The sequence below is a fragment of the Shouchella lonarensis genome, assembly GCF_900096965.1.
GTDB classification, from domain to species: domain Bacteria; phylum Bacillota; class Bacilli; order Bacillales; family Bacillaceae_D; genus Shouchella; species Shouchella lonarensis.
Window position 1 is genome coordinate 159,905 of the sequence record NZ_FMYM01000003.1, and the last position, 26,215, is coordinate 186,119.

Annotated in this window: 28 protein-coding genes; 20 read left to right on the forward strand and 8 right to left on the reverse strand. The window is 42.8% G+C overall.

All coding sequences use genetic code 11. From position 1 onward, the window contains the following. Nucleotides 1-5 precede the first annotated feature (5 nt). The 3 genes from BLT29_RS03870 to BLT29_RS03880 all read left to right on the forward strand — a co-directional run bounded on the left by BLT29_RS03870 (nucleotide 6) and on the right by BLT29_RS03880 (nucleotide 3,064). A complete protein-coding gene (locus tag BLT29_RS03870; RefSeq protein WP_090775004.1) occupies nucleotides 6-1,472 on the forward strand; it encodes a glutamate synthase subunit beta in 1,467 nt (488 codons plus the stop codon). A 197-nt stretch (nucleotides 1,473-1,669) separates the two neighbouring features. After that, a complete protein-coding gene (locus BLT29_RS03875; protein WP_245701050.1) occupies nucleotides 1,670-2,149 on the forward strand; it encodes an RDD family protein in 480 nt (159 codons plus the stop codon). 75 nt (nucleotides 2,150-2,224) lie between these two features. Further along, nucleotides 2,225-3,064 carry an alpha/beta fold hydrolase gene (locus BLT29_RS03880; protein ID WP_090775129.1) on the forward strand — a complete coding sequence of 280 codons (840 nt, stop codon included), beginning with the start codon at nucleotides 2,225-2,227 and terminating at the stop codon, nucleotides 3,062-3,064. 6 nt (nucleotides 3,065-3,070) lie between these two features. On the opposite strand, the gene BLT29_RS03885 is transcribed toward BLT29_RS03880, so the two are convergent. Further along, nucleotides 3,071-3,208 (reverse strand): small acid-soluble spore protein P, encoded by a 138-nt coding sequence (locus BLT29_RS03885; RefSeq protein ID WP_090775005.1) that lies wholly within the window; start codon nucleotides 3,206-3,208, stop codon nucleotides 3,071-3,073. A gap of 242 nt (nucleotides 3,209-3,450) precedes the next feature. On the opposite strand from BLT29_RS03885, the gene acnA reads away from it, so the two are divergent. From acnA to BLT29_RS03930, 10 genes are all read left to right on the forward strand, one after another. Further along, nucleotides 3,451-6,168 (forward strand): aconitate hydratase AcnA, encoded by a 2,718-nt coding sequence (gene acnA, locus BLT29_RS03890; protein WP_090775006.1) that lies wholly within the window; start codon nucleotides 3,451-3,453, stop codon nucleotides 6,166-6,168. A gap of 339 nt (nucleotides 6,169-6,507) precedes the next feature. After that, nucleotides 6,508-7,206 carry a DUF421 domain-containing protein gene (locus BLT29_RS03895; protein ID WP_090775007.1) on the forward strand — a complete coding sequence of 233 codons (699 nt, stop codon included), beginning with the start codon at nucleotides 6,508-6,510 and terminating at the stop codon, nucleotides 7,204-7,206. Between the two features lie 70 nt (nucleotides 7,207-7,276). Continuing rightward, nucleotides 7,277-7,375 carry an FbpB family small basic protein gene (locus tag BLT29_RS14000; protein ID WP_367576277.1) on the forward strand — a complete coding sequence of 33 codons (99 nt, stop codon included), beginning with the start codon at nucleotides 7,277-7,279 and terminating at the stop codon, nucleotides 7,373-7,375. A gap of 86 nt (nucleotides 7,376-7,461) precedes the next feature. Continuing rightward, complete coding sequence (gene sspN, locus BLT29_RS03900) at nucleotides 7,462-7,599, forward strand: small acid-soluble spore protein N (RefSeq protein ID WP_090775008.1); 138 nt, start codon at nucleotides 7,462-7,464, stop codon at nucleotides 7,597-7,599. A 130-nt stretch (nucleotides 7,600-7,729) separates the two neighbouring features. Beyond that, complete coding sequence (locus BLT29_RS03905; RefSeq protein ID WP_176763790.1) at nucleotides 7,730-9,346, forward strand: CopD family protein; 1,617 nt, start codon at nucleotides 7,730-7,732, stop codon at nucleotides 9,344-9,346. A 60-nt stretch (nucleotides 9,347-9,406) separates the two neighbouring features. Next, complete coding sequence (locus BLT29_RS03910) at nucleotides 9,407-9,835, forward strand: acyl-CoA thioesterase (RefSeq protein WP_437182623.1); 429 nt, start codon at nucleotides 9,407-9,409, stop codon at nucleotides 9,833-9,835. A 64-nt stretch (nucleotides 9,836-9,899) separates the two neighbouring features. After that, complete coding sequence (nadE, locus tag BLT29_RS03915) at nucleotides 9,900-10,724, forward strand: NAD(+) synthase (RefSeq protein WP_090775010.1); 825 nt, start codon at nucleotides 9,900-9,902, stop codon at nucleotides 10,722-10,724. 91 nt (nucleotides 10,725-10,815) lie between these two features. Then, nucleotides 10,816-11,301, forward strand: coding sequence for a DUF4352 domain-containing protein (locus BLT29_RS03920; RefSeq protein ID WP_090775011.1), 486 nt, complete (start codon nucleotides 10,816-10,818; stop codon nucleotides 11,299-11,301). A gap of 63 nt (nucleotides 11,302-11,364) precedes the next feature. Then, the gene (locus BLT29_RS03925; RefSeq protein WP_090775012.1) at nucleotides 11,365-12,225 is read left to right on the forward strand and encodes an alpha/beta fold hydrolase; all 861 of its coding nucleotides are present in this window, start codon (nucleotides 11,365-11,367) and stop codon (nucleotides 12,223-12,225) included. Between the two features lie 71 nt (nucleotides 12,226-12,296). Then, a complete protein-coding gene (locus tag BLT29_RS03930; protein WP_245701052.1) occupies nucleotides 12,297-13,478 on the forward strand; it encodes an MFS transporter in 1,182 nt (393 codons plus the stop codon). A gap of 36 nt (nucleotides 13,479-13,514) precedes the next feature. Here the strand turns inward: BLT29_RS03930 and BLT29_RS03935 are convergent, their stop codons facing one another. Both BLT29_RS03935 and BLT29_RS03940 read right to left on the reverse strand, forming a co-directional pair. Then, complete coding sequence (locus tag BLT29_RS03935; RefSeq protein WP_090775013.1) at nucleotides 13,515-13,889, reverse strand: YppG family protein; 375 nt, start codon at nucleotides 13,887-13,889, stop codon at nucleotides 13,515-13,517. Between the two features lie 15 nt (nucleotides 13,890-13,904). Continuing rightward, the gene (locus BLT29_RS03940) at nucleotides 13,905-14,336 is read right to left on the reverse strand and encodes an Hsp20/alpha crystallin family protein (RefSeq protein WP_090775014.1); all 432 of its coding nucleotides are present in this window, start codon (nucleotides 14,334-14,336) and stop codon (nucleotides 13,905-13,907) included. Nucleotides 14,337-14,403: 67 nt separating this feature from the next. Here BLT29_RS03940 and BLT29_RS03945 point away from each other — a divergent pair, with 67 nt between their 5' ends. Then, entirely contained in the window at nucleotides 14,404-15,330 is a 927-nt protein-coding gene (locus BLT29_RS03945) for a dipeptidase (RefSeq protein ID WP_090775015.1), read from the forward strand. A 430-nt stretch (nucleotides 15,331-15,760) separates the two neighbouring features. On the opposite strand, the gene BLT29_RS03950 is transcribed toward BLT29_RS03945, so the two are convergent. Then, nucleotides 15,761-16,012, reverse strand: coding sequence for a DNA alkylation repair protein (locus tag BLT29_RS03950; RefSeq protein WP_090775016.1), 252 nt, complete (start codon nucleotides 16,010-16,012; stop codon nucleotides 15,761-15,763). 267 nt (nucleotides 16,013-16,279) lie between these two features. Between BLT29_RS03950 and qoxA the strand changes: the two genes are divergently transcribed. Genes qoxA through qoxD form a run of 4 tightly spaced genes read left to right on the forward strand, consistent with a single transcriptional unit; the run spans nucleotide 16,280 to nucleotide 20,144 of the window. Continuing rightward, nucleotides 16,280-17,239: a cytochrome aa3 quinol oxidase subunit II gene (gene qoxA, locus BLT29_RS03955; RefSeq protein ID WP_090775017.1), complete on the forward strand. Its 960-nt coding sequence runs from the start codon at nucleotides 16,280-16,282 to the stop codon at nucleotides 17,237-17,239. A gap of 25 nt (nucleotides 17,240-17,264) precedes the next feature. Next, nucleotides 17,265-19,211 (forward strand): cytochrome aa3 quinol oxidase subunit I, encoded by a 1,947-nt coding sequence (gene qoxB / locus BLT29_RS03960; protein ID WP_090775018.1) that lies wholly within the window; start codon nucleotides 17,265-17,267, stop codon nucleotides 19,209-19,211. Between the two features lie 2 nt (nucleotides 19,212-19,213). Then, nucleotides 19,214-19,831 carry a cytochrome aa3 quinol oxidase subunit III gene (gene qoxC / locus BLT29_RS03965; RefSeq protein ID WP_090775019.1) on the forward strand — a complete coding sequence of 206 codons (618 nt, stop codon included), beginning with the start codon at nucleotides 19,214-19,216 and terminating at the stop codon, nucleotides 19,829-19,831. A gap of 1 nt (nucleotide 19,832) precedes the next feature. After that, a complete protein-coding gene (qoxD, locus tag BLT29_RS03970) occupies nucleotides 19,833-20,144 on the forward strand; it encodes a cytochrome aa3 quinol oxidase subunit IV (protein ID WP_090775020.1) in 312 nt (103 codons plus the stop codon). A gap of 36 nt (nucleotides 20,145-20,180) precedes the next feature. Here qoxD and BLT29_RS03975 read toward each other — a convergent pair whose 3' ends face one another. Continuing rightward, nucleotides 20,181-20,450 carry a spore morphogenesis/germination protein YwcE gene (locus tag BLT29_RS03975; RefSeq protein WP_090775021.1) on the reverse strand — a complete coding sequence of 90 codons (270 nt, stop codon included), beginning with the start codon at nucleotides 20,448-20,450 and terminating at the stop codon, nucleotides 20,181-20,183. A gap of 714 nt (nucleotides 20,451-21,164) precedes the next feature. Between BLT29_RS03975 and BLT29_RS03980 the strand changes: the two genes are divergently transcribed. Continuing rightward, nucleotides 21,165-22,112 carry an RpnC/YadD family protein gene (locus tag BLT29_RS03980; RefSeq protein ID WP_090775022.1) on the forward strand — a complete coding sequence of 316 codons (948 nt, stop codon included), beginning with the start codon at nucleotides 21,165-21,167 and terminating at the stop codon, nucleotides 22,110-22,112. A 45-nt stretch (nucleotides 22,113-22,157) separates the two neighbouring features. Here BLT29_RS03980 and BLT29_RS03985 read toward each other — a convergent pair whose 3' ends face one another. The 3 genes from BLT29_RS03985 to BLT29_RS03995 are packed head-to-tail and all read right to left on the reverse strand — an operon-like array spanning nucleotide 22,158 to nucleotide 25,453. After that, a complete protein-coding gene (locus BLT29_RS03985; protein ID WP_176763791.1) occupies nucleotides 22,158-23,264 on the reverse strand; it encodes an ABC transporter permease in 1,107 nt (368 codons plus the stop codon). Next, nucleotides 23,261-24,505, reverse strand: coding sequence for an ABC transporter permease (locus BLT29_RS03990; protein WP_090775024.1), 1,245 nt, complete (start codon nucleotides 24,503-24,505; stop codon nucleotides 23,261-23,263). The genes BLT29_RS03985 and BLT29_RS03990 overlap by 4 nt, the downstream gene beginning before the upstream one ends. 15 nt (nucleotides 24,506-24,520) lie before the next feature. Next, a complete protein-coding gene (locus tag BLT29_RS03995; protein WP_090775025.1) occupies nucleotides 24,521-25,453 on the reverse strand; it encodes an ABC transporter ATP-binding protein in 933 nt (310 codons plus the stop codon). A 183-nt stretch (nucleotides 25,454-25,636) separates the two neighbouring features. Here BLT29_RS03995 and BLT29_RS04000 point away from each other — a divergent pair, with 183 nt between their 5' ends. Next, entirely contained in the window at nucleotides 25,637-26,194 is a 558-nt protein-coding gene (locus BLT29_RS04000) for a class I SAM-dependent methyltransferase (protein WP_090775026.1), read from the forward strand. Nucleotides 26,195-26,215 lie beyond the last annotated feature (21 nt).

Genomic DNA, 26,215 nt, shown 5'->3' on the forward strand with positions numbered 1-26,215 from the left:
AAATCATGGCGAAACCAACTGGTTTTTTAACGTATGTACGAGCAGATGTAAAAAAAGAAGCACCACATAAGCGGGTAGCTCATTGGAAAGAATTTACGCGTCCAATGTCTACACAAACATTACAAGAACAAGGCGCGCGCTGTATGGACTGCGCTGTCCCATTCTGTCATACGGGTACAGAAGAGGTAGGTTGTCCAATTCATAACCTCATCCCTGAGTGGAATGAACTTGTATACCGCAACCAATGGAAAGAAGCGCTCGTCCGCCTGCACAAAACGAATAACTTCCCGGAGTTTACAGGACGTGTTTGTCCGGCGCCGTGTGAAGGATCTTGTGTGGCTGCCCTCCATGGCGAGGCCGTCGCAATTAAGTCGATTGAGAATCATATTGTTGAGCGCGGTTTTGCGGAAGGCTGGATCGTTGCGCATCCGCCAAAAGCGAGAACCGAAAAAACGGTTGCCATTGTCGGTTCCGGACCTGCTGGTTTAGCCGCCGCCGATCAATTGAACCAAGCAGGGCACACGGTGACCGTATTTGAGCGCGATGATCGTGTTGGTGGCTTACTCACATACGGCATTCCTGATGTGAAACTTCCTTTTTCGATCATCGAGCGCCGGATCAATCTTTTACGAGAAGAAGGGATTTCCTTTGAAACAGGCGTGGACATTGGATCGGATATATCCGCTGCGGTCTTACGAGAATCGTTTGATGCGGTCATTTTAGCAACGGGCGCAACAAAACCACGGGATTTGTCATGTGAGGGACGGACACTTGACGGCGTTCATTTTGCAATGGACTTCTTGCGCGCGAATACGAAAAGTTTGCTTGACTCTAACCACCAAGACGAGCAATTTTTATCCGCTGCCGGGAAACATGTCATTGTTATCGGTGGTGGAGATACGGGTGCCGATTGTATCACGACGTCTGTACGCCATGGCGCGCTTTCTGTGACACAATTTGATATTAATGCGCAACAAGGGTTTACGCGCGCGTCTGAAAATGCATGGCCACTTTTTCCGATTGTCCACACCGTTTCAGATGCGCACGAAGAAGCGATTGCTATATATGGCGAAGATCCACGAGCATACAAGCTACAAACAAAGCGGTTTCTTGGTGCGAATGGACATGTGACGGGTTTAGAAACTATCGAAGTCAACACAACAATCGATGCACAAGGGAGGAAAACACGTACGGAAGTACCGGGAAGCGAGCAAGTGTGGCATGCTGATCTTGTTTTATTAGCACTCGGATTTGAGGGGGCAGACGCGACCCTATGTGAAGCGCTCGGCGTGCAGATGAGCACTTCACAAACAGTGGCCCAAGGCAGACGTCCGTATGAAACTTCTGTCCCTGGTGTATTTGCAGCGGGTGATAACCGCCGCGGGCAAAGCCTTGTTGTTTGGGCAATAGACGAGGGAAGAAAGGCAGCAGCGGTGTGTGATCGGTTTTTGGGCGGCGTATTTTTGTCGTGATAAGTAATAATAGCTTTTGAACTTTGTTGTGAACGACCGATTACTCATGGTGAGATTGCCCTGAAGCTAGAGGGCATCTTTCTGCCATGGGTCCAAAGCTTTGTGGGATACATGCAATGCTTCCTATTTTTGGTCGAATCATGTAAAATAATGCATGATGGTGGTAAATAGATAACTAGGGAAAGGAGAGGAACCTTATGAAAAATAAAGGAATGGGTCTTGGACCTCGTGCAGGAGCATATATGATGGATCAAAGAGTCGGTTTTGCACCTCGCTTAGGAGCATACCTGATTGATCTTATAATTGTTGTGCTTATAATCATGTTAACCAGTATACTCGCTGCTTTACACGCAAATTTTATTGCTCTAATGTTTATGACATTTATCATTTTAAGTGCTTATTTTACGGTGTTACCGGCTGTGTGGAACGGCTACACGGTAGGGAAGAAAGCGCTAGGGATTCGCATTGTCGCTGCAGACGGCTCGCCAGCCGGTATCGGTAAACTTATATTACGTGCGGTCGTATCAAGTGGTCTTGCTCATGTGACAAGTGGTATTTCTTCCATCATTAGTGCCTTCCTGATTAGTGGGCGCGATGATAAGTGTGCCATCCATGACTTGGCTGCGGGTACATATGTAACTGCTAGAAAACTAGAGAAAGCAGAAAAAGCAGCATAAATGCAGTAGGCTTGCGCTTTATTTTAACGAGGGATATGGTTGCACCTGAAATAGAATGGGGAAGGCAGTGTGGGCATGTGGACAAAATACATCATTGAAACGACCCGAGGGCACTTTGAGCTTTTCTGCAACGGATCTGGCGCACCGCTGTGCATCACACATCTGTACAGCGCATTTGACGAGCGTGGGACGTATTTCGCAGAACCGTTCTGTGAACACTTTCAAGTTTTCCTTGTGAATTTACGCGCAGCAGGTGCATCGTGCGGTGCGGAATTAGAGGAAGAATTATCAATGAAAGAGGCTGTAAAAGACTTAGAAGCCATCCGAGAAGCGTTAGGAATAAAACAATGGGCTTTCGCTGGGCACTCTACTGGTGGCATGCTTGGACTTGTGTATGCGCTCACATCAGGTGCTTCACTCGCAAAATTACTCATTAATGGTGCCGCAGCAAGCAATAACTACATGGATCATGAGAAAAGTATGTATTGTGCACGTAACCCAGACAACGCTGCGGTGAAGTCGTACTTACAAACATTAAATGACCCGAATGCAACCCGCTCCGAACGTCAAGAAGCAGCACAAGCATGGACAAAGCTATCATTATTCCGTCCAGAAAAATATGATGATTATTTCGCAAAGCCATCAAGCGGGCGCGTTGTCCCGCGCCGACTCGATTACTTTAGCTATCAAGAATTACCGCATTTTCATTTAACAGACGCACTAAAACATATCACCGTACCGACTGTCGTGTGTTGTGGACGACATGATGCGCAATGTCCGGTCGATTGTTCACAGGAGATTGCCGAAAAAGTTCCTGGTGCAAAGCTCATTATTTTTGAAGAAAGCAATCACAGTCCTTTTCTAGAAGAAGCACGTGCTTTTGCGCAAGTCGTGACAAATTTCGCGACCAAATAACGCATATTAGCCTTCGCCATTTGTTTGGCTTACATGATTTTTCTGCTTTGTTTTGTGTGAGCCACTGAGAGGTTCGGGCATGTGCCCGCTATTCTCTTTCGATGCGTTTCGTCGTTGATCTTTGGCGTTGTGTCGTTCAGTCATCGTTCATCCCTCCTGTAGTCAGTGTGGCATGCAGGAGGGATTTTATGCGTCAAACGACCAAATGTTATCCAATCCTAAAAAAACTATTTAAACTTCACCTCAACTTTGCTATGCTTATGAGTGGGTCTTATCTCGTATGTTGTAAAAGCGCTTTCTAGATGGCTGCGTGGAAGCGAAACCAATCTTTAGACAACGCGCGCATAATACGGTATGATAGGATTGATGAAGGAGGGGATCTTTAGATGACAAAAAAACATGATGTATTCAAAGCGCGATCTTCTTTCGATCTAAACGGGAAGACGTATCATTACTATGCACTTGATGCTTTAGAAAAAGCAGGACTTGGCAAAGTAAGTAGGTTGCCTTACTCCATTAAAGTCCTACTCGAATCTGTTCTTCGACAGTATGATGATTATGTCATTAAAAAGGAACATGTGGAAAATTTAGCGAAGTGGGGCACGGATGAACAAAAAGAAATTGATGTGCCGTTCAAACCATCACGTGTCATTTTACAAGACTTTACAGGTGTACCAGCGGTCGTTGACTTGGCAGCACTGCGGAAAGCGATGGCAGATTTAGGTGGGAATCCAGATGAAATCAACCCTGAAATTCCAGTTGATCTTGTCATTGACCACTCTGTACAAGTAGATAAATTCGGTACAGATGATTCATTACTCTATAATATGAACCGTGAGTTTGAACGTAATGGTGAACGTTACGAGTTTTTAAGCTGGGCAAAAAAAGCATTTGATAATTATAATGCCGTGCCACCAGCAACGGGTATTGTTCACCAAGTGAACTTAGAGTATCTTGCGAGCGTTGTCCATGCTGTTTCTCAAGATGGCGAGCTTGTAGCGTTCCCAGATTCATTAGTTGGGACAGACTCTCATACGACGATGATCAATGGTCTTGGCGTCCTTGGTTGGGGTGTCGGCGGGATCGAAGCAGAAGCAGGTATGCTTGGACAACCGTCTTACTTCCCGGTACCAGAAGTCATCGGTTTGAAATTTACAGGGACGTTGCCAAGCGGAACGACTGCGACAGATGTTGCTTTAAAAGTGACGCAAGTGCTCCGTAAAAAGAATGTGGTTGGTAAATTTGTCGAGTACTTCGGTCCTGGACTTGCGGTCATGCCACTTGCAGACCGAGCAACCATTTCTAATATGGCACCTGAATACGGCGCAACGTGTGGTTTCTTCCCAATTGATGAAGAATCACTTAATTACTTGCGTTTGACTGGACGTTCAGAGGAGCAAATTGACCTCGTCCGTACGTATTGTCAGGCAAACGGCATGTTCTATGTACCAGGCGAAACGCCTGACCCAGCCTACACAGATGTTGTGGAAGTGGATCTGTCACAAATTCACGCGAACTTGTCAGGCCCGAAGCGTCCACAAGATTTAATTGAGCTACCGAACATGCGCCAGTCTTTCCGTGATGCAGTTGTCGCACCAGCCGGAAACCAAGGACTTGGCTTATCAAAAGATGAATTTGCAAAAACAGTTGATGTGACATATAAAGACGGCCGTAAAACAACAATGAAAACAGGCGCAGTCGCGATTGCGGCCATTACAAGCTGTACGAACACATCGAACCCGTATGTGCTTGTCGCAGCAGGACTTGTCGCGAAAAAAGCGAGCGAGCTTGGTTTAATTGTACCAGAATATGTAAAAACTTCTCTTGCGCCAGGTTCTAAAGTCGTCACCGGTTATTTACAAGACTCCGGTTTAATGCCATATTTAGAAAACCTCGGTTTTAATTTGGTCGGTTATGGCTGTACAACATGTATCGGAAACTCGGGACCACTTGAAGATGAAATTGAAGAGGCGATCACAAAGCATGATTTAACAGTATCGTCCGTTCTATCTGGAAACCGGAACTTTGAAGGGCGGATTCATCCACTCATCAAGACAAACTACTTGGCGTCACCACCGCTTGTAGTTGCGTACGCGTTAGCGGGTACGGTTGATATTGATTTACTCAATGACCCAATTGGTCAAGATAAAAATGGTAAAGATGTCTTCTTTAAAGACATTTGGCCAAACAACGAAGAAGTACGCAACATTGTTGACAAAACGGTCACACCAGAACTGTTTCGCCGTGAATATGCGGACGTCTTCACAAGTAATGACCGCTGGAATGCGATTGATACAACGGATGATGCGCTTTACAAGTGGGATGACAGCTCGACGTACATTGCAAACCCGCCGTTCTTTGAAGGACTTTCAAAAGATCCTCAGCCGGTCAAACCATTACAAGCGTTGCGTGTCATTGGGAAGTTCGGTGATTCTGTCACAACAGACCATATTTCACCAGCGGGTGCGATCGGTAAGACGACACCAGCAGGGAAATTCTTAATTGAAAAAGGGGTAAAACCGGTAGACTTTAACTCCTATGGATCTCGTCGTGGAAATCATGATGTGATGATGCGCGGGACGTTTGCGAACATCCGCATTCGTAACCAAATCGCACCGGGCACAGAAGGTGGCTTCACAACTTATTGGCCAACCGAAGAAGTGATGTCGATTTATGATGCGGCGATGAAATATAAGGAAGATCAAACAGGCCTTGTTGTCATTGCTGGTCAAGATTACGGTATGGGATCATCTCGTGACTGGGCGGCAAAAGGAACAAACTTGCTCGGCATTAAAACCGTTATCGCCGAAAGCTATGAGCGTATTCACCGCTCAAACCTTGTGTTGATGGGTGTACTCCCGCTTCAATTTAAAGAAGGCGAAAGTGCAGAAACACTTGGTTTGACTGGGAAAGAGGCTATTTCTGTAGCGATTGATGATACGGTAAAACCGCGTGATTATGTGACGGTGACGGCTGTTGATGAGAACGGAAAGAAAACGGAATTTAAAGCGCTCGTTCGTTTTGATAGTGATGTAGATGTTGATTACTATCGTCATGGCGGGATTTTACAAATGGTGTTGCGTGATAAATTAGCAACCGTATAACGATTGTCGTGAAGAACCTATCTGCATAAGATGTGATAGGTTCTTCTTCACTACTCAAAGCGATGAGACTTTACAACCATATCTAATAAGTCTTAAAAAAAATTACACACACATTTACACACAAACTCATTATGTGTTATAGTGGAGACACGCCCTCACACCATCCTTGGACATTTTGGCGTAGTGGGTGACAGAGCTTGATGCGACTCTTTCTTTTGCAGGAGAGGAGAAGCCAAGCTCTTTTTTTGTTGTCAACTCTTCGGCAGCTTCCATACATAAATCGTTGCAACAAGACGAACAATATATGCGAAGAAAGATTGTCAGAGGGAGGCAGTCAACATGTTTGATTTTTGGACGGGCACCGAAGATCTCCCGATTTATGGGTTCCTTATCCGAGCGATGATTATTTATAGTTATATTTTTTTCATTGTACGTGTTCTTGGACAACGAACGATGAGTTCTATTGATGCCCTTGATTTTATTTTCGGCGTTGTCATTGGCGACATCTTAGGGGAAACATTGACAGAAGGAAATTCCTCATTAACCGGACCCATGGTTGCTGCGGCTGTTGTCGCATCTTTACACTTGTTATTAAGTTACTCTTCGCTAAAGTCAAGAAGGCTACGTCGCTTTTTTGAAAATGAACCGATTATTCTTATGAGAGATGGAGAAATTTTACCTGATCAATTGAGAAAAACAAAAATTACACTTGATTCTTTTATGATGGATTTACGTTTAAACAATGTAAGTGATTTAAATACAGTTGACTACGCAATTTTAGAGATGAATGGACTCATTAGTATCATTAAAAAAAGCGCCGATACCCCGGTGTCCCGAGCAGATATAAATGTTCCTTCTCCAAAAACCGGTTATCCTACTGTCGTAATTGAAGATGGTGTCATTATTGAACAGAATTTGCATAAAGTCGGAGATATGCAGTGGTTAAAAGCCGAGTTACAAGCACGTGGCTTGCATACAACGCAAGTCTTTATAATGACAGTAGATGAAAATAAAACGATTTATATTTCTTGTAAATGATCCACTACAATATGTTTATTATTAAGAAAAAAAGGGGATAACTGAATTAAAAATAACTGAGGTGAAACAGGTGAGAAAACATATTTCTTTTAATGAACGTGTGAAACAAAATCGTGAACACTTATTACAGAACGAAAGAGAAATGGAACGCTTGGAAAAGATATTTTAAAAGAAACATATGATGCCTAAAAATAGCCTCATCCCATTTGTATAATCATTTTTATGACGGTTAGGCTATGTATGGGAGGGATTGTCATGGGAGAAAAAAACGGATTTGCACAATTCACGCCTGACCATCTAGGCGAACAATCACGCACATCTAACCGCAACAACGGAAAAAAGATGGCAAGTAAGTCTAATCATCAACCTGACTATGTCCCACCTAAAGGATAAAAGCCACCAATTGGTGGCTTTTTGACGTTTTTTCGTCATGTGTCATGAGACAGAGGACACGGACGACGAATTTTGTTAAGATGAATGCACATATCATTTGTTCAAAATGTACATTAGGGGAGAATTGAGCGTGGAAATTATTTTTAACTTGATTGGGTATATCATTGTAGCACTGCTTGTTGGTGTGACTATTTGTCAAATACTTCCGAGCACTCGGGAGATGAACATAGGATCACGAAGCCAGTTCGTAGCTTTGCTCAGTAGCATGCCAGCATTGTTGCTCATCCAAATTTTATTTCTATCGGTGACCTATGCAGAATTTTTTTCAATGCCATATGTCGATGCCGTGTTCGTCACATTGCAAGATCATGCAATTGGCCAAAGTTGGTTGTACACCATGATCATTTGGCTGTGTCTCATTCTCAATGTTTTATTTTTTTACAAAAGAAATTCTGCTGTAATGGCGTGGATCAACCTCGTTGGCATTGTGCTCATGATTGTCGTACTGAGTGGTGCCAGTCATGGTGCTTCTGTCGCAGGCAGCACTGGCTGGTTAGCGAATAGCTTGCATTTAATTGGTATGGCTTTTTGGATCGGTCCACTATTTGTCGTCAGCCTTTATGGTGCACGGTTGAAACGTCCACATCAATTCCAACGGATATTTTCGGTGCTTGCTTTATTTTCTCTATTATTTCTTATTGCGAGTGGTTTTATTTTAATGGGCGAGATGGCACCTGACTATGTGAATAGCTGGATGTTATCTTATGGTCAATTGCTACTCATTAAACACTTATTATTTTTGCCACTGCTCATCTTCGGCTTTCGACATATGCTGTCATTAAGCGGAAAAGGTGTCCATCTGGATACTGCAGAAAGAATGCGTTCATTTCGAATGGAATCGTTATTTGCGCTTACAGTTTTTGCGGTGACGGCGTGGATGACAGAAACAGAGCCACCCCACAATGTATTGCGGACATTGCAATTTGAGCCAATGAATGCCATCACATCTCTGTTTTTGCGCGAGCCTTTACTAGAGAACCAACTACTCTCATTTACGCCAAGCGGAATCGCTATCGTTTTATTCATTTGTGCAATCGCCTTACTGATGATTGCCATCATAGCGGCATGGCGTGTACGAAAGACGTTCATGACGTCAAGTTTCCTGCTTGGGTTTGTTGGTTGTATGTACATTGCGACGATGCTCAGTTTGACACCAGGTGCGATTCCGGTGAACTTAACATTGCATGAAACGATGGAAGAGGCGATACATGTTGGTTATGAGGAGACAGACGATGTCGTGCTACTCACCGCGTTGCCGCGTACAAAAGAAGATTTGATTGTCTTGTACCGTGTAAATGATCGTGACCTCGTAGCAGAAAGATTAAAAAAGGAAGCAGATGGTTATCGAAAGTACTTAGATGCAACCGTAAAAATATCCGGCGGTTTTTTCACTTATGGTGAGCAGTTTATGGAGACATTCATGTTTTTAACGAATGATTGGTTTGATCAACCGAATGTAAATACGTACGTGTCAATTGGGTTTGTGCCACAAAATATTGCGACGGTGGAAATTGTCTTTCCTGAAAAAACAATGCGCGTAGATGTATCTGATCAAGTATTTTTCTCGGCTATCACAATAGAAGAACCATTGACTGAAGCGCATCATTATCGGTTGTTAGACGCGCAAGGGAAGGTCGTTGAGGAAGTGAATAAGCGACAGTTATTTCACGAAGGGCATCACCATTAGCTCATACGTGCAAAATGTCGATACGTGCGTTATACTACAAGGGAAGTTCATTGGAGTGGGGTGTTCATCTTGCCACGGACAGTAGAAATTGTGATTCAACCACAGTATGCAGATACAGATATGATGGGTGTTGTGTATCACGCAAACTATTTGAAGTATTTCGAGCTTGGAAGAACAGCTTTCATTGAAGCAGCCGGCTACAGTTATGTCCAGATGGAAGAGAAGGGGTTTTATGCGCCTGTATATGATGCCAGAGTGACTTATAAAAGTCCGTTACGTTATGGGGACAAAGCGACACTTTCTACTTGGTTATCTAACAATGATGGCATTAAGACGACGTATGCATATGAACTAACAAATGAAAACGGCGCACGATGTGTCACAGGTTGCACCACTCATATTATTGTTAAAAAGGATTCATTTAAGCCGGTAGCTTTCAAAAAAGCGTTTCCTGATTGGTTTCACCTATATGAAGAATGGAAGATGTAACAGGTGGTATGAAGCCATTTAATTTCGCTCATGCTAGAAAAGTGAACAAAGAGGAGGATCCATCATGAATGTGAATCAAGAAACGATCCGTGCCGCCTTACGTACAGAAGCGCACGTCGATCCAGCATTTGAAATAAAACGGCGAATTGATTTTTTAAAAGCATATGTAACAAAAGCACGCGCAAAAGGATTTGTCCTTGGGATCTCAGGAGGCCAAGATTCCACGCTTGCTGGGAAATTGGCGCAAATGGCGGTTTCACAATTGAATGAAGACACAGGCGATCATTATACGTTTCATGCTGTTCGTTTGCCCTATGGCATACAACAAGACGAAGCCGATGCGCAAGCAGCACTTGCATTTATTCAGCCTGATCGTTTGCACACGGTCAACATAAAAGCGGCTGTTGATGCTTCTGTACATGCATTTGAAACAGCAACCAAGTCGACACTCTCTTCTTTTTTGAAAGGAAATACGAAAGCACGTGAACGAATGAAAGTCCAGTTCGATTTGGCCGCACATTATGGCTGTCTTGTGCTTGGCACCGACCATGGTGCAGAAGCTATCACCGGTTTTTTCACAAAATTTGGCGATGGTGCTTGTGATCTTGCTCCACTGTATGGATTAACGAAACGACAAGGCAGAACACTTTTACAAGTACTCGACGCACCTGAGCGACTTTATACAAAAGTACCGACAGCTGACTTGGAAGATGATCGACCAGGGTTGCCTGACGAAGAAGCACTCCATATGACCTACGAGCAAATTGACGACTATTTAGAAGGAAAAGAAGTACCCGATTCAATTCGAAAACGGATTGAAAAAACATATACAGCAACAGAGCATAAGCGGCAAGGGCCCGTGACGATTTATGATACGTGGTGGGTATAGAAGCATACACGATGAAAAAAGAGACATGTTATCGGATGGATGATCATATCTAATGTAAAGACAGAACTAGATGTGATAGGGAGAGACGATCATGAAGAAAAAGTGGTTGCTTTTGTCAGGATTAATTTTGTGTTTATGTTTACTGGTTGGACTGAGTGTGACCTTCTGGAAAACTTGGCCAAGTGATGCAACATCCATCCAAACAGAAACAGCGGCATCTTCAAATAAGACGCAAGAAATGAGCGGACTTGTGCTCACGCTCAATGGGGTTACGACGGAAAAGCAGGAGGATGACACACTTCTCGTCCTCGCAGATGTGACCATTGAAAATACTCGTAAATCAACTGTCAATTTTTCACTCATGAACTTTACGTTAATGGATACGGATCATTATGCTTATGAGCATGTATCTAATGTTGAAACAAAAGGGATCTTAGGTGGTCAAATTCCATCGGGTCGTGCCGTCAGTGGTGAAGTGGCATTTATCGTTCCAAAAGGAGCATCGTTTGAACTACTATATACAGATCATTTCCGGACAGGGCAATTGGTATTCCCATTTACAGTAGACAACAAATGATATGTTGTCTACTCGTTTTTTTTTCTCCATATCGCACAAACTAACATACAAAGGGGTGGCGATATGCGAACAAGTAAGCGTTCAGAAGCAACATTTTTATTTATCAATGAAGCAAGCGTTTATTACGAGCGTCATGAAAGTCGAATAAAGCCCGCACAAGGTGTGGTTGTCCTCATTCATGGCTTCCTCGCATCAGTCGATAGCTATCGCCGATTGGTCCCCATTTTGCGGAAAAAGTATGATGTTGTTGTCTTTGACTTGCCTGGATTTGGTCGCAGCAGCAAACGACGCGCAAAGGTTTATTCCTTCTCGGAATATGCAGCTGTCGTCCACCAACTTGTCATACGATTGCACCTTGGATCGGTGACGGTCGTGGGACATTCGATGGGAGGGCAAGTGGCGTTAAAATTTGCACAGCGCTATCCTGAGGATGTGTCCCGTGTCATTTTATTATGTAGTTCAGGTTATCTAAAATGTGTGAAGCGACCCGTTCGCCTTGCTTCTTATTTGCCTTTCTCTGCACAATTGTTGAAATGGTTGGTTCATAAACAAACAATTAAGCCACTATTGCAAGAAGTGGTGTATCGAAAATCCTGTCTCACTGTTGAAAAGATGCAGGCATTTGAGCGATCCTTGAATGAAAACGTTTTTTATAAAAGCTTGCTTTATTTAGCACAACAACGTGAAGGTGACATGGCGACAGAGGTGTTGCAAACCATTACACATCCTGTTTTAGTTATCGCTGCTGAACAAGATCGCCTTATTCCTTTAAGTACAGGGAAACGACTACATCAAGATTTACCAGAAAGTACATTTAAGCTCATTCGCAAGTGTGGACATTTGCTTCCAGAAGAACGACCAAAAGAAGTTGCAAAAGCAATTGATCAATTCATTTTAGAAAAGCGCACAGATCAATCGTTATAGTGTGTTATAATCGACGTGTGGTAGGATTTCACATCCATTATTGATCTCGATTAAGGAAAAGAGGGTTTTCTGTGTCATCTGAACGAAAAAACAGAGAGAAAAATGGCATTTGGTCATTGCGTGTCTACTTATTTGCAGCCTATGCTGGAATGACTGTCATCATGAGTTACTTACCTGTGTTCTTCCAACATGTAGGACTTTCGAGCAGCCAGATAGGTTTATTGATGGCTGTTGGTCCGTTGGCATCTATTTTTTCACAACCAGCCTGGGGATTTTTAAGTGATAAATATCAAACGATTAAACGCATGTTATCACTTGCAATCGTTGGCTTGCTATTTTCGGCAGGCTTGTTTATGTTTGTGTCAGGCTTCACGGCATATCTCGTGCTCGTATTTTTGACGTTCCTGTTCATGTCACCAAGCACTGCTTTAGCGGACAGTCTAGCTGCACGTACTGCCAATGCCCATCACATCTCATTTGGCTCCATCCGATTGTGGGGATCTCTTGGGTTTGGCTTTGCTTCTTTAACAGTAGGAGTCTTTTTAGATTCCGTCGGCATTAGCTATCTTTTTGCTGCTTTAGCATTTTTTGCATTTTGGTCGTTAATCTTTTCTCATTTCCTCGTTGACTTACCAATCGCAGGCAAAGTTGTGACATTAAAAAGTGTTTTTACATCTGGAATCATACGGGTACTTGCTTTATTTTTGTTGCTTGTTGCGTTTGTCTCGCTTACACATAGGGCAAATGATATTTATTTAGGTTTGTACATTGTGGAGCTAGGGGGAAGTGAATCCCTTATTGGTACAGCGTGGTTTATTGGTGTTGTGACCGAGGCACTCATGTTAGCTCTATCATTTTTATGGTTTCGTCGTTTTCATCCACTCGTTTTTTTAATCATCGCTTGCTTTATTTATGCGATCCGCTGGATGTTCATGGCAAATGCAACAAGCCCCGAAATGCTCCTACTTATCCAATGTTTGCACGGGGTAAGTTTTGCGATGTTTTATGTGAGTGCGATTCAATTTGTGACTAAAATTATCCCGGATCATTTACAAGCTACCGGTCATATGCTTTATTTAACTACATTCTTTGGTGTATCGGGAATGATTGGTTCGCTCCTAGGTGGGTGGTGGATTGACCAATTTGGTATGGCTTCCTTATATACTGGAATGGCGATAAGTGCCGCCATTGCTGGTCTTTCTATTTTCGTTGCAAAAGGACGCTTACTGCAAACGGAGGCTGAGATGTCTTAAAAAGTGGACAGGAAAGAGAGCGCATCGTCTCTCTTTCTATTTTATAAAGAAGCCACCAACCTTGGCAACGTACGGAGAAACTTGTTGAAATGTTTTCACAAGTTGATCAACAGTGTTTGCGGTGCGACCAATATCAAACTTTCCTTCATGATCAGTGAAAGGTGCTGTGAAAAATTCCTTTGCCTGCATTTTTGGTTTTTGTTGTTGTTGGAAGTTGTCTTGCAAAGGGCGTCGTTGTGGTCCTGGGCGAAATGCTTGTTGACGTGGAGCTGGTTGCGGGTGCCACTGCTGTTGCGGATGTGGGGGAGCATATGGGTGACCATGTGGATGTCCAGGATGGTACGGGTGAGAGTAGCCGTGCATGTGCCCCATTGGTCTTCTTGACAACGGTCCTCGTTGTTTTGCAAACATCGCAACTCCTCCTTTTTACGTAATAAAAATCGTTTTTCTCCTACCAGAGATAAACACAGTTAATTGCGGTGCTTCAAATTGAGCGCGAACATCTTCTTCAGAAAATGGAAACGGCACATTCACAATGCGTTCTCTTGAATGACTTTGACGCTGATAAGAAATGGCTTCTGTTTGATCATCTAGCGTTGTGAACTCATGTTCATCACGTACACGTATTATGAGTGCTTGTGGTGCCACCTCTAAGTCAATTTGTTCTTTCATTACATTTCCTAGCTGAGCCTCGACTACGAAATATCCTGATTCTTCGCTTGTTTGAATAGGAATCGCTTCTTCAAAGGCCATATTTGTAAATTGTTCAAATGCTGACTGAAAAAACTGGTCAATGGACGCTAAGAAGTGAGCCGTTGCCTGATCCCGTTTTGATAAAGATGTGTGGTCTTTGTGCATTTGAATTTGCCTCCTCGTCAAGTAACTACAGTATCGTATGAACAGAGGAAAGGAAAGGTGATTGCGGATGTTTCCAATTGTTGATACACATTGCGACGCACTATGTAAGTTAGCGACAGGGACCGCGCAAAGCTTTGTTAATGATCCCACGCTTGAAACGAACTTAGAAAGGTTGCAGCGAGGACGAGTACGGTGTCAATTGTTTGCTTTATATGTGCCGCCAAGTGTGAAACAAGAAAACATGTTTGCCATGGTGAGAAAACAAATCGCTGCTTTTCATCAAGCGGTACTCACTTGTCCAAACATGGTTCACATTCGTTCTCTCTCGGAGATTGCGACATTAAAAGACGGACAAATTGGGGCAGGTTTAACATTGGAAGGGATGGATGCCATCGGTCGTGACCGTGCACAATTGTCATGGTTGTATGAACAAGGAATTTTGGCCATCGGATTGACGTGGAATGATGCAAATATGTGTGCGGATGGAATTGGCGAAAAAAGAGGGGCAGGACTGACTTCGTATGGAGAAAGCGTAATTGATGAGAACAATACGCGGGGCGTGGTGAATGATGTATCTCATTTGAGTGTGCGTGCCTTTTGGGATGTAATGGCACAATCAAAGAAAACAATGGCAAGTCATTCAAATGCATATACGGTTTGTCCACATCGACGCAATTTACGTGACGATCAACTCGATGCACTGATCAAAACGGACAGTTTCATTGGGCTTGTATTTTATCCGCCGTTTGTGACAAATAAAGATGAAGCATGCTTGGACGATTTATTGCCCCATATCGACCATATTGGCAGCCGGGGAGGCATCAAACATATTGGATTTGGCTCTGACTTTGACGGTATAGACACGTATGTGACAGGGTTATCACACGCAGGTTGTTACGACACACTTATCAATCATTTGCTGAAGTTTTATCGAGAGGAAGAAGTACGTGGGTTTTGTTCTAGAAATTTTATGGAGAAAGTTGTGCGGCACTGACGATATTTAAATTAAGCAAGCACCTACTCATGTGCCTGCTTAGTTTGTTGTTCCATTTTTAACCCATGTATTAAATTGCTCGGTCGTCATAAAACCGCATTTGTGTAAAAAATAAGCGTAACCGTAGCGTCTTTTCTTTTTTGACATATGCCTGCCTCCTTTTGGTCAGTATATTCACCAAGGGAAAGAAAGTTTACTTAGGGAAAGAAAATGAAGAGGCTCACTTGATTTTAGTAAGGGAGAATTTGTTTTTGAAGGGGCAGTTCGATACAAAACATTCACGGGACCGCATGTGTTGCATTCATATTGGTATTATTTTTCTACAACGGCGCTAATTCTTTTAAAAAAGAACATTGATCAAAAATAAGTGTAGCTATATAGGAATTAGACCCGTCCATGTTGAACATTTTACATGGACGGGTCTAATTTTTTAGTTGTGCGCATCGTTTTTGGCAAAAGTAATGAAGCACTCTTCCATTTCATTCAAGCCACATGCTCCGCACTGAATCCGCATGTCGGGTCCATTATACTGCATGTGAAATGCGTCTAACTTTTCATTAGAGAATTGCTCAGCAATCTCTCCAGTATGTGGGTCTAGCTTTACAGGACGAACTTCTTGCACAATTTGATGAAACCTCGTCCGATTTGTTTTACATTTTGGGCATAAATATGGTTGTGACATGCGATCATCCTCCTATTTCGGAATACAAAAATTAGTTATTGGAAGGCAAATGCTTACTACGGTCTTTCGTATTATGGCAAAAAAGTGTCAAAATATGAGCGATGTTACAAAAAAGATGTGACCACTTTAAAAATTTTATTTGTCTATTTTATGAGAGATGTGCAAGATGCAGGCTTACATAGCGCTTTTTATGAAGATATCTGATAGGATGTATACAATACTAAGGTTCAGAGATTAACTTAGGGACCAACAAGAAAGGTGATTGATGTGCGAACACCGTTTTTTTATGCAAGATGGCTTCCGTTGTTAGCTGTTGTACTACTGTTAAGTGGGTGTGGCAATTTAACTGTACTTGATCCACAAGGACCTGTAGCAAAGCAACAAAGCCATTTAATTATCCTTTCAATTGGATTTATGATTTTTATTGTGTTGGTTGTCTTTATTTTATTTACAATGATGCTCGTGAAATACCGTGACCGTAGTGACCATAAAGGATATGATCCGTCGATTGAAGGCAGTCATAAACTTGAAATCACATGGACGATTATTCCGATCATCATTGTTACACTATTGTCGATACCAACTGTGATGACCATTTATCAATTAGAAGAAGTGCCAGAAGTTACAGCAGACAATGTGGAGACGGAGCCACTTGTCATTCACGCAACGAGTGTCAATTGGAAGTGGATTTTTAGTTACCCAGACGAAGAGATTGAGACGGTGAACTATGTCAATATCCCAACTGACCGTCCCGTGTTATTCAAACTAACGTCCGCGGATTCGATGGCTTCTTTTTGGGTGCCGCAGTTAGGGGGACAAAAATATAGCATGGCTGGGATGGAGACAGAATTATATTTGGCTGCGACTTCACCTGGCACTTACGATGGCCGAAACGCAAACTTTACTGGTGAAGGATTCGCAGAACAGCGCTTTCTAGTAAATGCGTTGACACATGATCAATACGCAGCATGGGTGGAGGAAGTCCAGTCGGAAGCGCCACCCCTATCAGAAGAAGAGTATGCACATTTAATGGTACCAGGACATGCAACGGAGATGACATTCTCTTCGACGCATTTAACATTTGTCGACCATGTACAAGAACCTACGTACGCACTTGATCGGCGAGCGGAGCTTGGATATAAAGCGTTAAGTCCACACTCTCGTGAAGGGAAAAAGTGGGAGATGCCACTTTTATCACAGCCAATTGATATAGAAAAAAGATATTGAACGTTTTTGGAGAGGGGATAGACTGTTGAAATGGGATGAATTCATTGTGACAGGCGATCCGATGATACTTGGGGCACAAATATCAATTGCACTAACGAGTATTGCCATGGTCGTCGCACTCACATATTTTAAAAAGTGGCGCTGGCTATGGACAGAATGGGTCACCACTGTTGATCATAAACGAATTGGGATTATGTATATCCTATGTGCCTTGCTCATGTTATTCCGTGGCGGGGTAGATGCGTTAATGATGCGGGTACAACTCGCTGCACCAGGAATGGAATTTTTAAATGCACAGCATTATAATGAAGTTTTTACGACACACGGCACAATTATGATTATTTTTATGGCAATGCCGTTTTTAATTGGGTTAATGAATGTCGTGATGCCTTTACAAATCGGGGCGCGGGACGTCGCGTTTCCATTTTTAAATAACTTGAGTTTCTGGACATTCTTTTTTGGGATGGCGTTGTTTAATGTGTCCTTCATTATTGGTGGCTCTCCTGAGGCAGGGTGGACGTCTTATTTTCCGCTTGCGTCGAATGACTTTAGCCCCGGAGTGGGGCAGAACTTTTATGCGCTTGGCTTGCAACTATCTGGCATAGGGACACTTGCGACCGGAATTAACTTCATTGTGACGATTTTAAAGATGAGAACAAAAGGTATGACGTTAATGAAGATGCCAATGTTTACATGGACTGTACTCATCACGTCACTCATCATTGTACTCGCATTTCCAGTTTTAACGGTTGCACTTGGCATGATGACGTTTGACCGTTTATTTGGGACCGCCTTTTTCACCTTACAAGGGCAAGGGCTCGACATGTTATGGGCCAACTTGTTTTGGATCTGGGGACATCCTGAGGTATATATCGTCATTTTACCAGCGTTTGGGATTTTTTCAGAAATTATCTCAACATTTTCGCGGAAAAAGTTGTTTGGATATGATGCAATGGTTGCGTCCGTTGTCATTATTTCGTGCTTAAGTTTCCTTGTCTGGGTGCACCATTTCTTTACGATGGGGAATAGCGCGATGGTCAATTCGTTTTTCTCAATTACAACGATGGCAATTTCAATTCCAACCGGTGTGAAGATCTTTAACTGGCTCTTTACGTTACACAAAGGAAGGATTCGCTTTACGACACCGATGCTCTGGTCATTAGGGTTTATTCCTAACTTTGTCGTTGGTGGGGTTACTGGCGTCATGCTCGCAATGGCGGCGGCTGATTACCAGTATCACAATACGTATTTTCTTGTTTCACATTTTCACTACGTATTAATTGCAGGAACTGTATTTGCTTGTTTTGCCGGATTAATCTTTTGGTACCCGAAAATGTTTGGACATCGTCTGAATGAACGCATTGGTAGATGGGTGTTTTGGTTCTTTATGATTGGCTTTAACGTCTGTTTCTTCCCGCAATATTTCTTAGGATTAGACGGGATGCCGCGCCGCATTTATACGTACTTTGAATCTGATGGTTGGCTGACGCTCAATTTCATTTCAACTATCGGTGCAGTAATGATGGCGATTGGCTTTGCGTTGTTTGTTTACAACATTTATTACAGTTTCCGCTATGCGCAGCGGGATACAACGGGCGACCCGTGGGATGGGCGTACACTTGAATGGGCAACCTCTTCAGCGGTACCGCCTTTCTATAACTTTGCAAAACTACCGGAAGTGAAAAGTCGCGATGCGTTTTGGGATTGGAAAGAAAACGGCATTGATCCGAACAATATTTCTTCCTACGAGAAAATCCACATGCCAAACAACACGTGGATCTCACCTGTCATGTGCTTGATGATGTTCATTGCTTCATTTGCCCTCGTCTTTAGCTGGTTCTGGCTCGCAAGTTTAGGGGCGCTCGGGATTATCGTTTGTATGATTTTACGCTCGTTTGAAGAAGATGATGGCTATTATGTAAGTGCCGAGCAAGTGGCAGCGATTGAAAAGCAACAGAGGGAGGAGCGATAACGATGGGAACAGAAGAACAGATGAACCCGCACATGCCGTTAGAGTACCAATCAGCTGCGGGACGAAACAACATTCTTGGGTTTTGGGTTTTTATCGGTGCTGAATTTGCCTTGTTTTCAACGTTGTTCGCTTCTTACTTTGCGCTTGTCGATCGCACCGCCGGAGCGGCGGCAACAAGTCAAGAGTTATTTGCCCTTGACCTTGTACTGCTCATGACCTTTACACTATTAACAAGTTCTTTCACGTGTGGGATCGCAATCTACGAAATGCGAGCAGGACGACTGAAGCGTATGCTCATCTGGATTGGGATTACCGTTGCTCTAGGTCTTGGTTTCCTCGGCTTAGAAATTTACGAATTTGTTCATTACGCGCACGAAGGGGCAACCTTATCAACGAGTGCATTTTGGTCCGCTTTCTTTGTTTTACTTGGCACACACGGATTGCACGTAACAATTGGGATTGGTTGGATGATCATTTTGGCGATTCAACTAAAGCAACGTGGCTTGACGCCAAAAACGACATCTAAATTTTTCATTGCAAGTCTGTATTGGCATTTTCTCGACGTCATTTGGGTGCTTATTTTCACGGGCGTTTACTTGCTTGGAATGGAGTGGATATAATATGAACGCAGAAAAAGAATCGACCGCACACGATACATTTCCGTGGTCACATGTTGTCGGCTTCTTGCTTTCAATTGTGCTCACCCTATTTGCCGTCTGGGTCATGTCGCAAACGGCACTTTCTCTTCGAGTGCGGGTAATCATCATCTTTGTGTTTGCCTTCGTACAAATGGGGGTACAACTGTTTATGTTCATGCACATCGGTGAAGGAAAAGAAGGCAAGTGGCAAATCGGTCATACCGTGTTTGCATTGTTTATTGCTGTTATCATTGTCGTCGGAACATACTTTGTATTGATGACGGGGCATTTGTAAAGGAAAAGGTGACGATGCATAAGGCATTGTCACCTTTTATTTTGAGCGAATCGTCGTTCGTACTTTACGTTTTTGCAAGTAAGGATACGTATACAAAAGGAAAGCTGCAACGTGGGCAATCAATACATTTAATAGAAATGCTACAACAAAAGTGGTTTGTGGGGTGAATTCCATGAGGAAGGAAGCGAACAAGCCCCACATGATTAAAATAAAAGGAATACTCATGAATGCGATCTTGCGATGCTCGAGCCATAAAAATAACGGCGTTGCCGATGCAACGAGCATGTAAGCAAAAAATAAATCCATATTTTTCCCTCCTTGTACGTTAGTATAGCCAATGCAGGTTGTGACTTTTCTGTGACAACTACATTGTAACATGATTGTCACAAATATGAAAGCGCTTTTTTATCTGAGTGAGGGATGATTCTATAAAAGGATCGCTCATTTAAAAGGGCATAAAGCTTCTGTCACTATCTTTCTTTAAACAAATGTGACAAAAAAGTGGTAATCATTTTTTTGAACATTGTAAATCGGAAGCAGGAGAGGGGAGATTTTTACTGTACTAGACAATATGATTTACAGGATAATGAATGGGTGCTTTTTCGCAAAATTCTAGTCTAGGCATTGAGCGATGTCATTTTCATTGGTCTATATGCGATTTTTCACAAATCGAATAAGCGTGGGAAGAATACGAACACAAGTATGTGAACAATACCAACGGAGAGAACCAAGAACGTGAGATGAGTTAACACCGTTGTTGTGCGCAGTATTAGTTTACATAATATACATTACAGGAACCAAACCGGGCAAACGCAGCTCTATCTCATATGAAATAGTAAACTTATATGTTGAGACGAAAGCTGATTTTAATCTGTTTAGACATGCATTTTCGCACGACACCAAAAAAAATAATGTCGGAATTTGTACCATTTAGCAGGAATGCCATCCTTGCTTCACGAATAGATTCATTGTGACCCCCGTGCCAACTTCCCCCACCTCACCTCGAAAGGAGCTTTTTATATGTCCCCGAAACATCCCTCTCACGACCAAAATTTTCGGCAACTACTCGACTATTTTTTCGCTAATTTTATGGAAGCGTTTTTCCCCGACATCGTTCTTGATATTGATTTACAGTCTCTTGAACCTATTTCGACTGATGCGTGGTTTTCTGGTGAACAAAGTCCTCCCCAACGTCCGGACTTTGTTGTGAAAACAAGGTTGAAGTCTGAAGACGTCGTCATCCTTATTCACGTCGAAGCACAGGCGAGTTATCAACCACATTTCGCCCAACGCATGAGCGGCTATTATGCGCGCCTGCTTGACCGTTATCAATGTCCCATTCTACCAATTGCGATCTTTAGTTATAAAACCCCAAACAAGGAACCTAAAACGGAAATCATGCATACAATTAATGGAAAAACGTATTTCTCTTTTACGTATGAAAGTTTGTTTTTAAAGAAGCTTTCTTGGCGGAAGTTTATGAAGATGAAAAATCCTGCTGCAGCTGCATTGATGTCGCTTATGGGGTATACTGAAGAGGAGAAAGTCGCTTGCAAGAAAGCCTTCTTGCGACTCCTGCTAAAATTGGAATTAAAAGAAGAACACCGTGATCATGTCGTAAAGTTTTTTGACACATATCTCAGGTTAAGTGAAAAGGAGGAGTTCACGTTGCGAGAGGAAATTAAGCAGTTGAGCCACGAGGAAAGCTGTGCCATTCATGATTTCATGAATTCGTATGAACGGTTTGGTTGGCAGAAAGGACGCGCGGAAGGAATTCAAGAAGGTATCGAGAAAGGCATTGAAAAAGGCATTGAGAAAGGCATTGAGAAAGGCATTGAGAAAGGTGTCATTGAAACAGCAAAGCGTTTGCTTAGAAAAGAGATGGGTATATCCTTTGTCGCAGAAGCTACCGGCTTATCCGAGAAAAAGGTCAGCGAACTTCAAGTGGAACAACAGAGAGAAAAGTAAATATAATGAGGAGCCGGAAGCCTTTCACGAACTTCCGGCTCCTCGCTAGCGACTTGCCTTTCGTTCCATCATATTCAACCCAATACTCATGAATAGCACCCCCATCAACATAAGAATACTTGCTGGGAACAACAATTCACTCATAGGTGCCTCGTTGACTGTCACTCCTTTCAGCAATGATATTCCGTACGTGATGGGTATAAATTTGGATATGAAAAGAACAATATTTGATCCTACCACTTCCAATGGCCAAAATGCCCCTCCCACCATCGCCATACTCGTAGAGACAAGTGGGATAACGACATCAAGCTGCCTTGCATTTGAGACAAAGCCACTGATCATAACGCCAAGCGAGACCGTAGCAAAAACATAAGGAATGAGCGCTACGAGTGACACCCAAAATCCCCCGTAAAAATCAACACCAAACCCATACTTAAAAAGAACGAACATCAAGATGAGTTGCCCATAACCAAGCAAAAAACTGAATGTCAAGTGCCCGAAGTAAGCTTGTGTTTTGCGAAGCGGCGACATCATTAGGCGGTCCCATAAACCATACTGTTTTTCATAAACAATGGTGCTCAGTGTAAAAGAAATGGTCATGATTGTAAAGTAAAGACTGAAACCAAACAATGACTGCAATGCTTGATCGTATTTAAAGTCGCTCTCTCCCCCTGTCTGGGTTTTCTTCAGCGTATAAACAGGGTTTTCGAGGCGCTGTTCAATGAGGTTCCGCACCGCTGTTGGCGTGTGCGACATTTGCTCAGCCATTTCATTCATCATTTGTTCTTCCTCATAAAAAGTGGTCAAGTACATGTAAATCGCACGAGACTCTCCCGTCTCAACTGACGACAAAAAGCGAAAGTGATTTGCTTCTAATGCGACCGCAAAGTCCAACTCGTGATCACGTAGCCCTTGCTCAATGCCTTGTTTCTCTTTCAACTCGAAATGAAACACCTCATGTTCATTTAAACGATGAATCACCGCATCTGTTTCTTCTATTGTCATGTCCTCTGTATAAACGGGGACTTGTTGTTTAGAGACGGTTGTCTGCCCCATTGCATAAGAGAAGATAACCGCTAATCCAAAGAAACCTAGTATATACCATGGCCGATACAGAAGGTGACGCCAATAATTCCATAAAATTATTCTCATTGTGCGCCCCTCCTTCTCGGGAATATGATCCATGCAGCGCAGAAGAAAATGACGATCATCAATAGTAAGCGATAAAAGGTGTGATAAAGTGCTGACATTTCCCCGCCCCCTAATAGATGTAAATAGGATCGTAGCGCGACGCCATTAGGCATCCATCCACCAATGTCAGAAAGCGTACGCGATATTTGTTCGATGTCGAAAAAGCTTCCGCCGACAAATGCCATGAGTGCAACCATTCCCCCTGAAAAAAGGTCTGTTAAGCTCCCTGTTTTTAACCGAAAACTAAGTGCTGTGAGTAAAACCGCTAAAGAACCAACTGTTGCTGCGAACAACATTGTCACGACTAAAAAGGGTACTAAATCAGGAAACGTTGTTTGGTAAAAGATTGCCGACAAACTAAAAACGACGACCAATTGTCCAAACGCTAAAAGTGTACCCGATGCCCATTTGCTCATCATATACATCCACGGATTCACGTTAGCCAGCATCATACGCCAGAAAACATGGTTGACCATCTCTAATCGCGCATGATTTGCCACAAAAGATATCATATATAAAGCAAACATTACACTCATGCCGACTGTATAGTAGGAAAAAGCAGACACAGATTCACGTTGATCAATAGATTCCCAACTGCCCACAGGTGCTGACGTCAACACATTTTCCTCCCCCACAGTGAATCCATCCTCACCGAAACCAATATGAAGATTCCAGTAACGATACAGCTGGTCAATGATTTGTTCAACGATAGACGCTTTTAATGATGATTGTCCGTTTAAATATACGTTAGCAGGTGGAACCTCCTGTTCCCCAAAGAAAAGTTGTTCCCATGTTGCTTGTCGATAGCCTGACGGAAAATGAATCACCCCATCAAAATCTTTTGTCTCAATGAGACTAATATCATTCACTTTTGTTAGTTGAATAAAATTAAGGTGCTCGTTTTCTTCAATTTGTGTCGTGAGTAGATCCGGCAATGACACATCAGTCAACATCTCGGTTTGTTGATGGGACAATCCTTGTGCCTGTAATTTTGCTAGAAACTGACTTTCTTCCACGCCATGGTTTCCTTCGTCGACGATTGCCATTGTCACGGAAAAGGCTTCATCATCACCACTCATGATATTTTTTAATGAAAATCCCATGATCGTAATTAATAGAAACGGTAAAAACAGGAGCATGAGTAGCTCTTTCCGATCTCTTATAAAATGAAGCAGATCCTTTTTTACTAATGTTCGAAACATCTTCCTCCCTCCTTTCTAGTCACGTAATGTACGCCCAGTTAAATGTAAAAAAACGTCCTCCAGTGTTGGCGTCTGAATGTTAATGGCTGAAACCACTACCTTTGCTTCACGAGCAAGAGTAAATAAGTCTTCTAAAATATTGTCTTGTTTAGCTACAATCATGGTGAGTGTACGTCCCTCCATTTTGACTGATAAAATGTTAGGATGACTTTGTAATGCTGCTAAAAAATGAGGCGACTCGTGCACGACAGATATGGCAATCGTTTCATTTGAAGAAAGAATCCCTTTTACTTCTTCTTTTGAGCCTGAGGCAATCATATGCCCTTGATCCATAATGTAGAGTCGATCGCAAAGATACTCTACTTCTTCCATGTAATGAGAAGTATAGATGACCGTCATCCCATATTCACGATTTAATGATTTGATCGTTTCTAGAATGTGACTGCGCGATTGAGGATCAATGCCAACAGTTGGTTCATCCATAATGATAATCTCTGGCTGATGGAGCAATGCGACAGCAATATTTAAACGCCTCTTCATCCCACCAGAAAATGTGTGGACGCGATCGCTTTGGCGTTCTTCTAATCCGACGAGCTGTAACGTTTTTTTGATTTGGTCCTGTAACTGGGTATGTTTTAACCCATAAATGCGACCAAAGAAAATGAGATTCTCACGGGCGGTTAGATCAGGATAAATCGCGATTTCTTGCGGAACGATGCCGAGTATTTCGCGAATTGCCTGTGGCTTCTTTCTAATACTTTTCCCTTTTATCAAAATGTCCCCTTCAGTTGGTTGAATGAGAGAAGCGATCATGGAAATCGTTGTTGATTTTCCTGCCCCATTCGGTCCGACTAATCCAATCATCTCTCCTTTTTCAATAAACATATTAATGCCCTTTACAACTTGTTGTTTGCGGTAAGATTTCGATAGGTCCACTACTTCAAGCATGTTTGTTCCTCCCTCATTTCTCTTTCTCACAGTGTACTAAACGAGAAAGCATGTGCACACTGCACTTTGTCACATGTTCATACAATAAAACCATGACCAAAGTCACAATTTTAAAATCATCGTGCCATTTAGCAGGAATACAAGTTACTCTTAGCGAAGTCTAATATAGAGAGGCGACATAAATTGACACAAGTAGATATAAAGGTTGTTGTCGGTGCCGGACCGTACAACAATAATCCGGGTTGGATTCACACAAACGAGACTGAACTTAACTTGCTCGCCAGACATACATGGGAAAAGCGCTTCTCACCTCAGTCAATTTCCGCAATTTTAGCCGAACACGTGTGGGAGCACTTAACACTAGAGGAAGGAATGCGCGCAGCGAAGCTCTGTTATGATTTCCTGAAACCTTTAGGTTATATTCGCTGTGCCGTTCCTGATGGATTTTTCCCAGACGAAGCATACCAACATGTTGTTCAGATTGGGGGTCCAGGTCCAATCGATCATCCAGCCGCAACCCATAAAGTTGTTCATACATACCGTACATTGACGCACATGTTTGAAGCTGCGGGATTTATCGTGGACTGTCTTGAATATTGTGATGAGACTGGCACTTTCCATTATGTAGATTGGGATGGCGAGGGTGGGGTCATCTTTCGATCGAAGAAATATGATCCCCGAAATCGAGGGGACAAAATCACCTTCCCGTCCTTAATTGTTGACGCAAAGAAACCACGCTAACCAGATGCTTCTGTCGCGTGG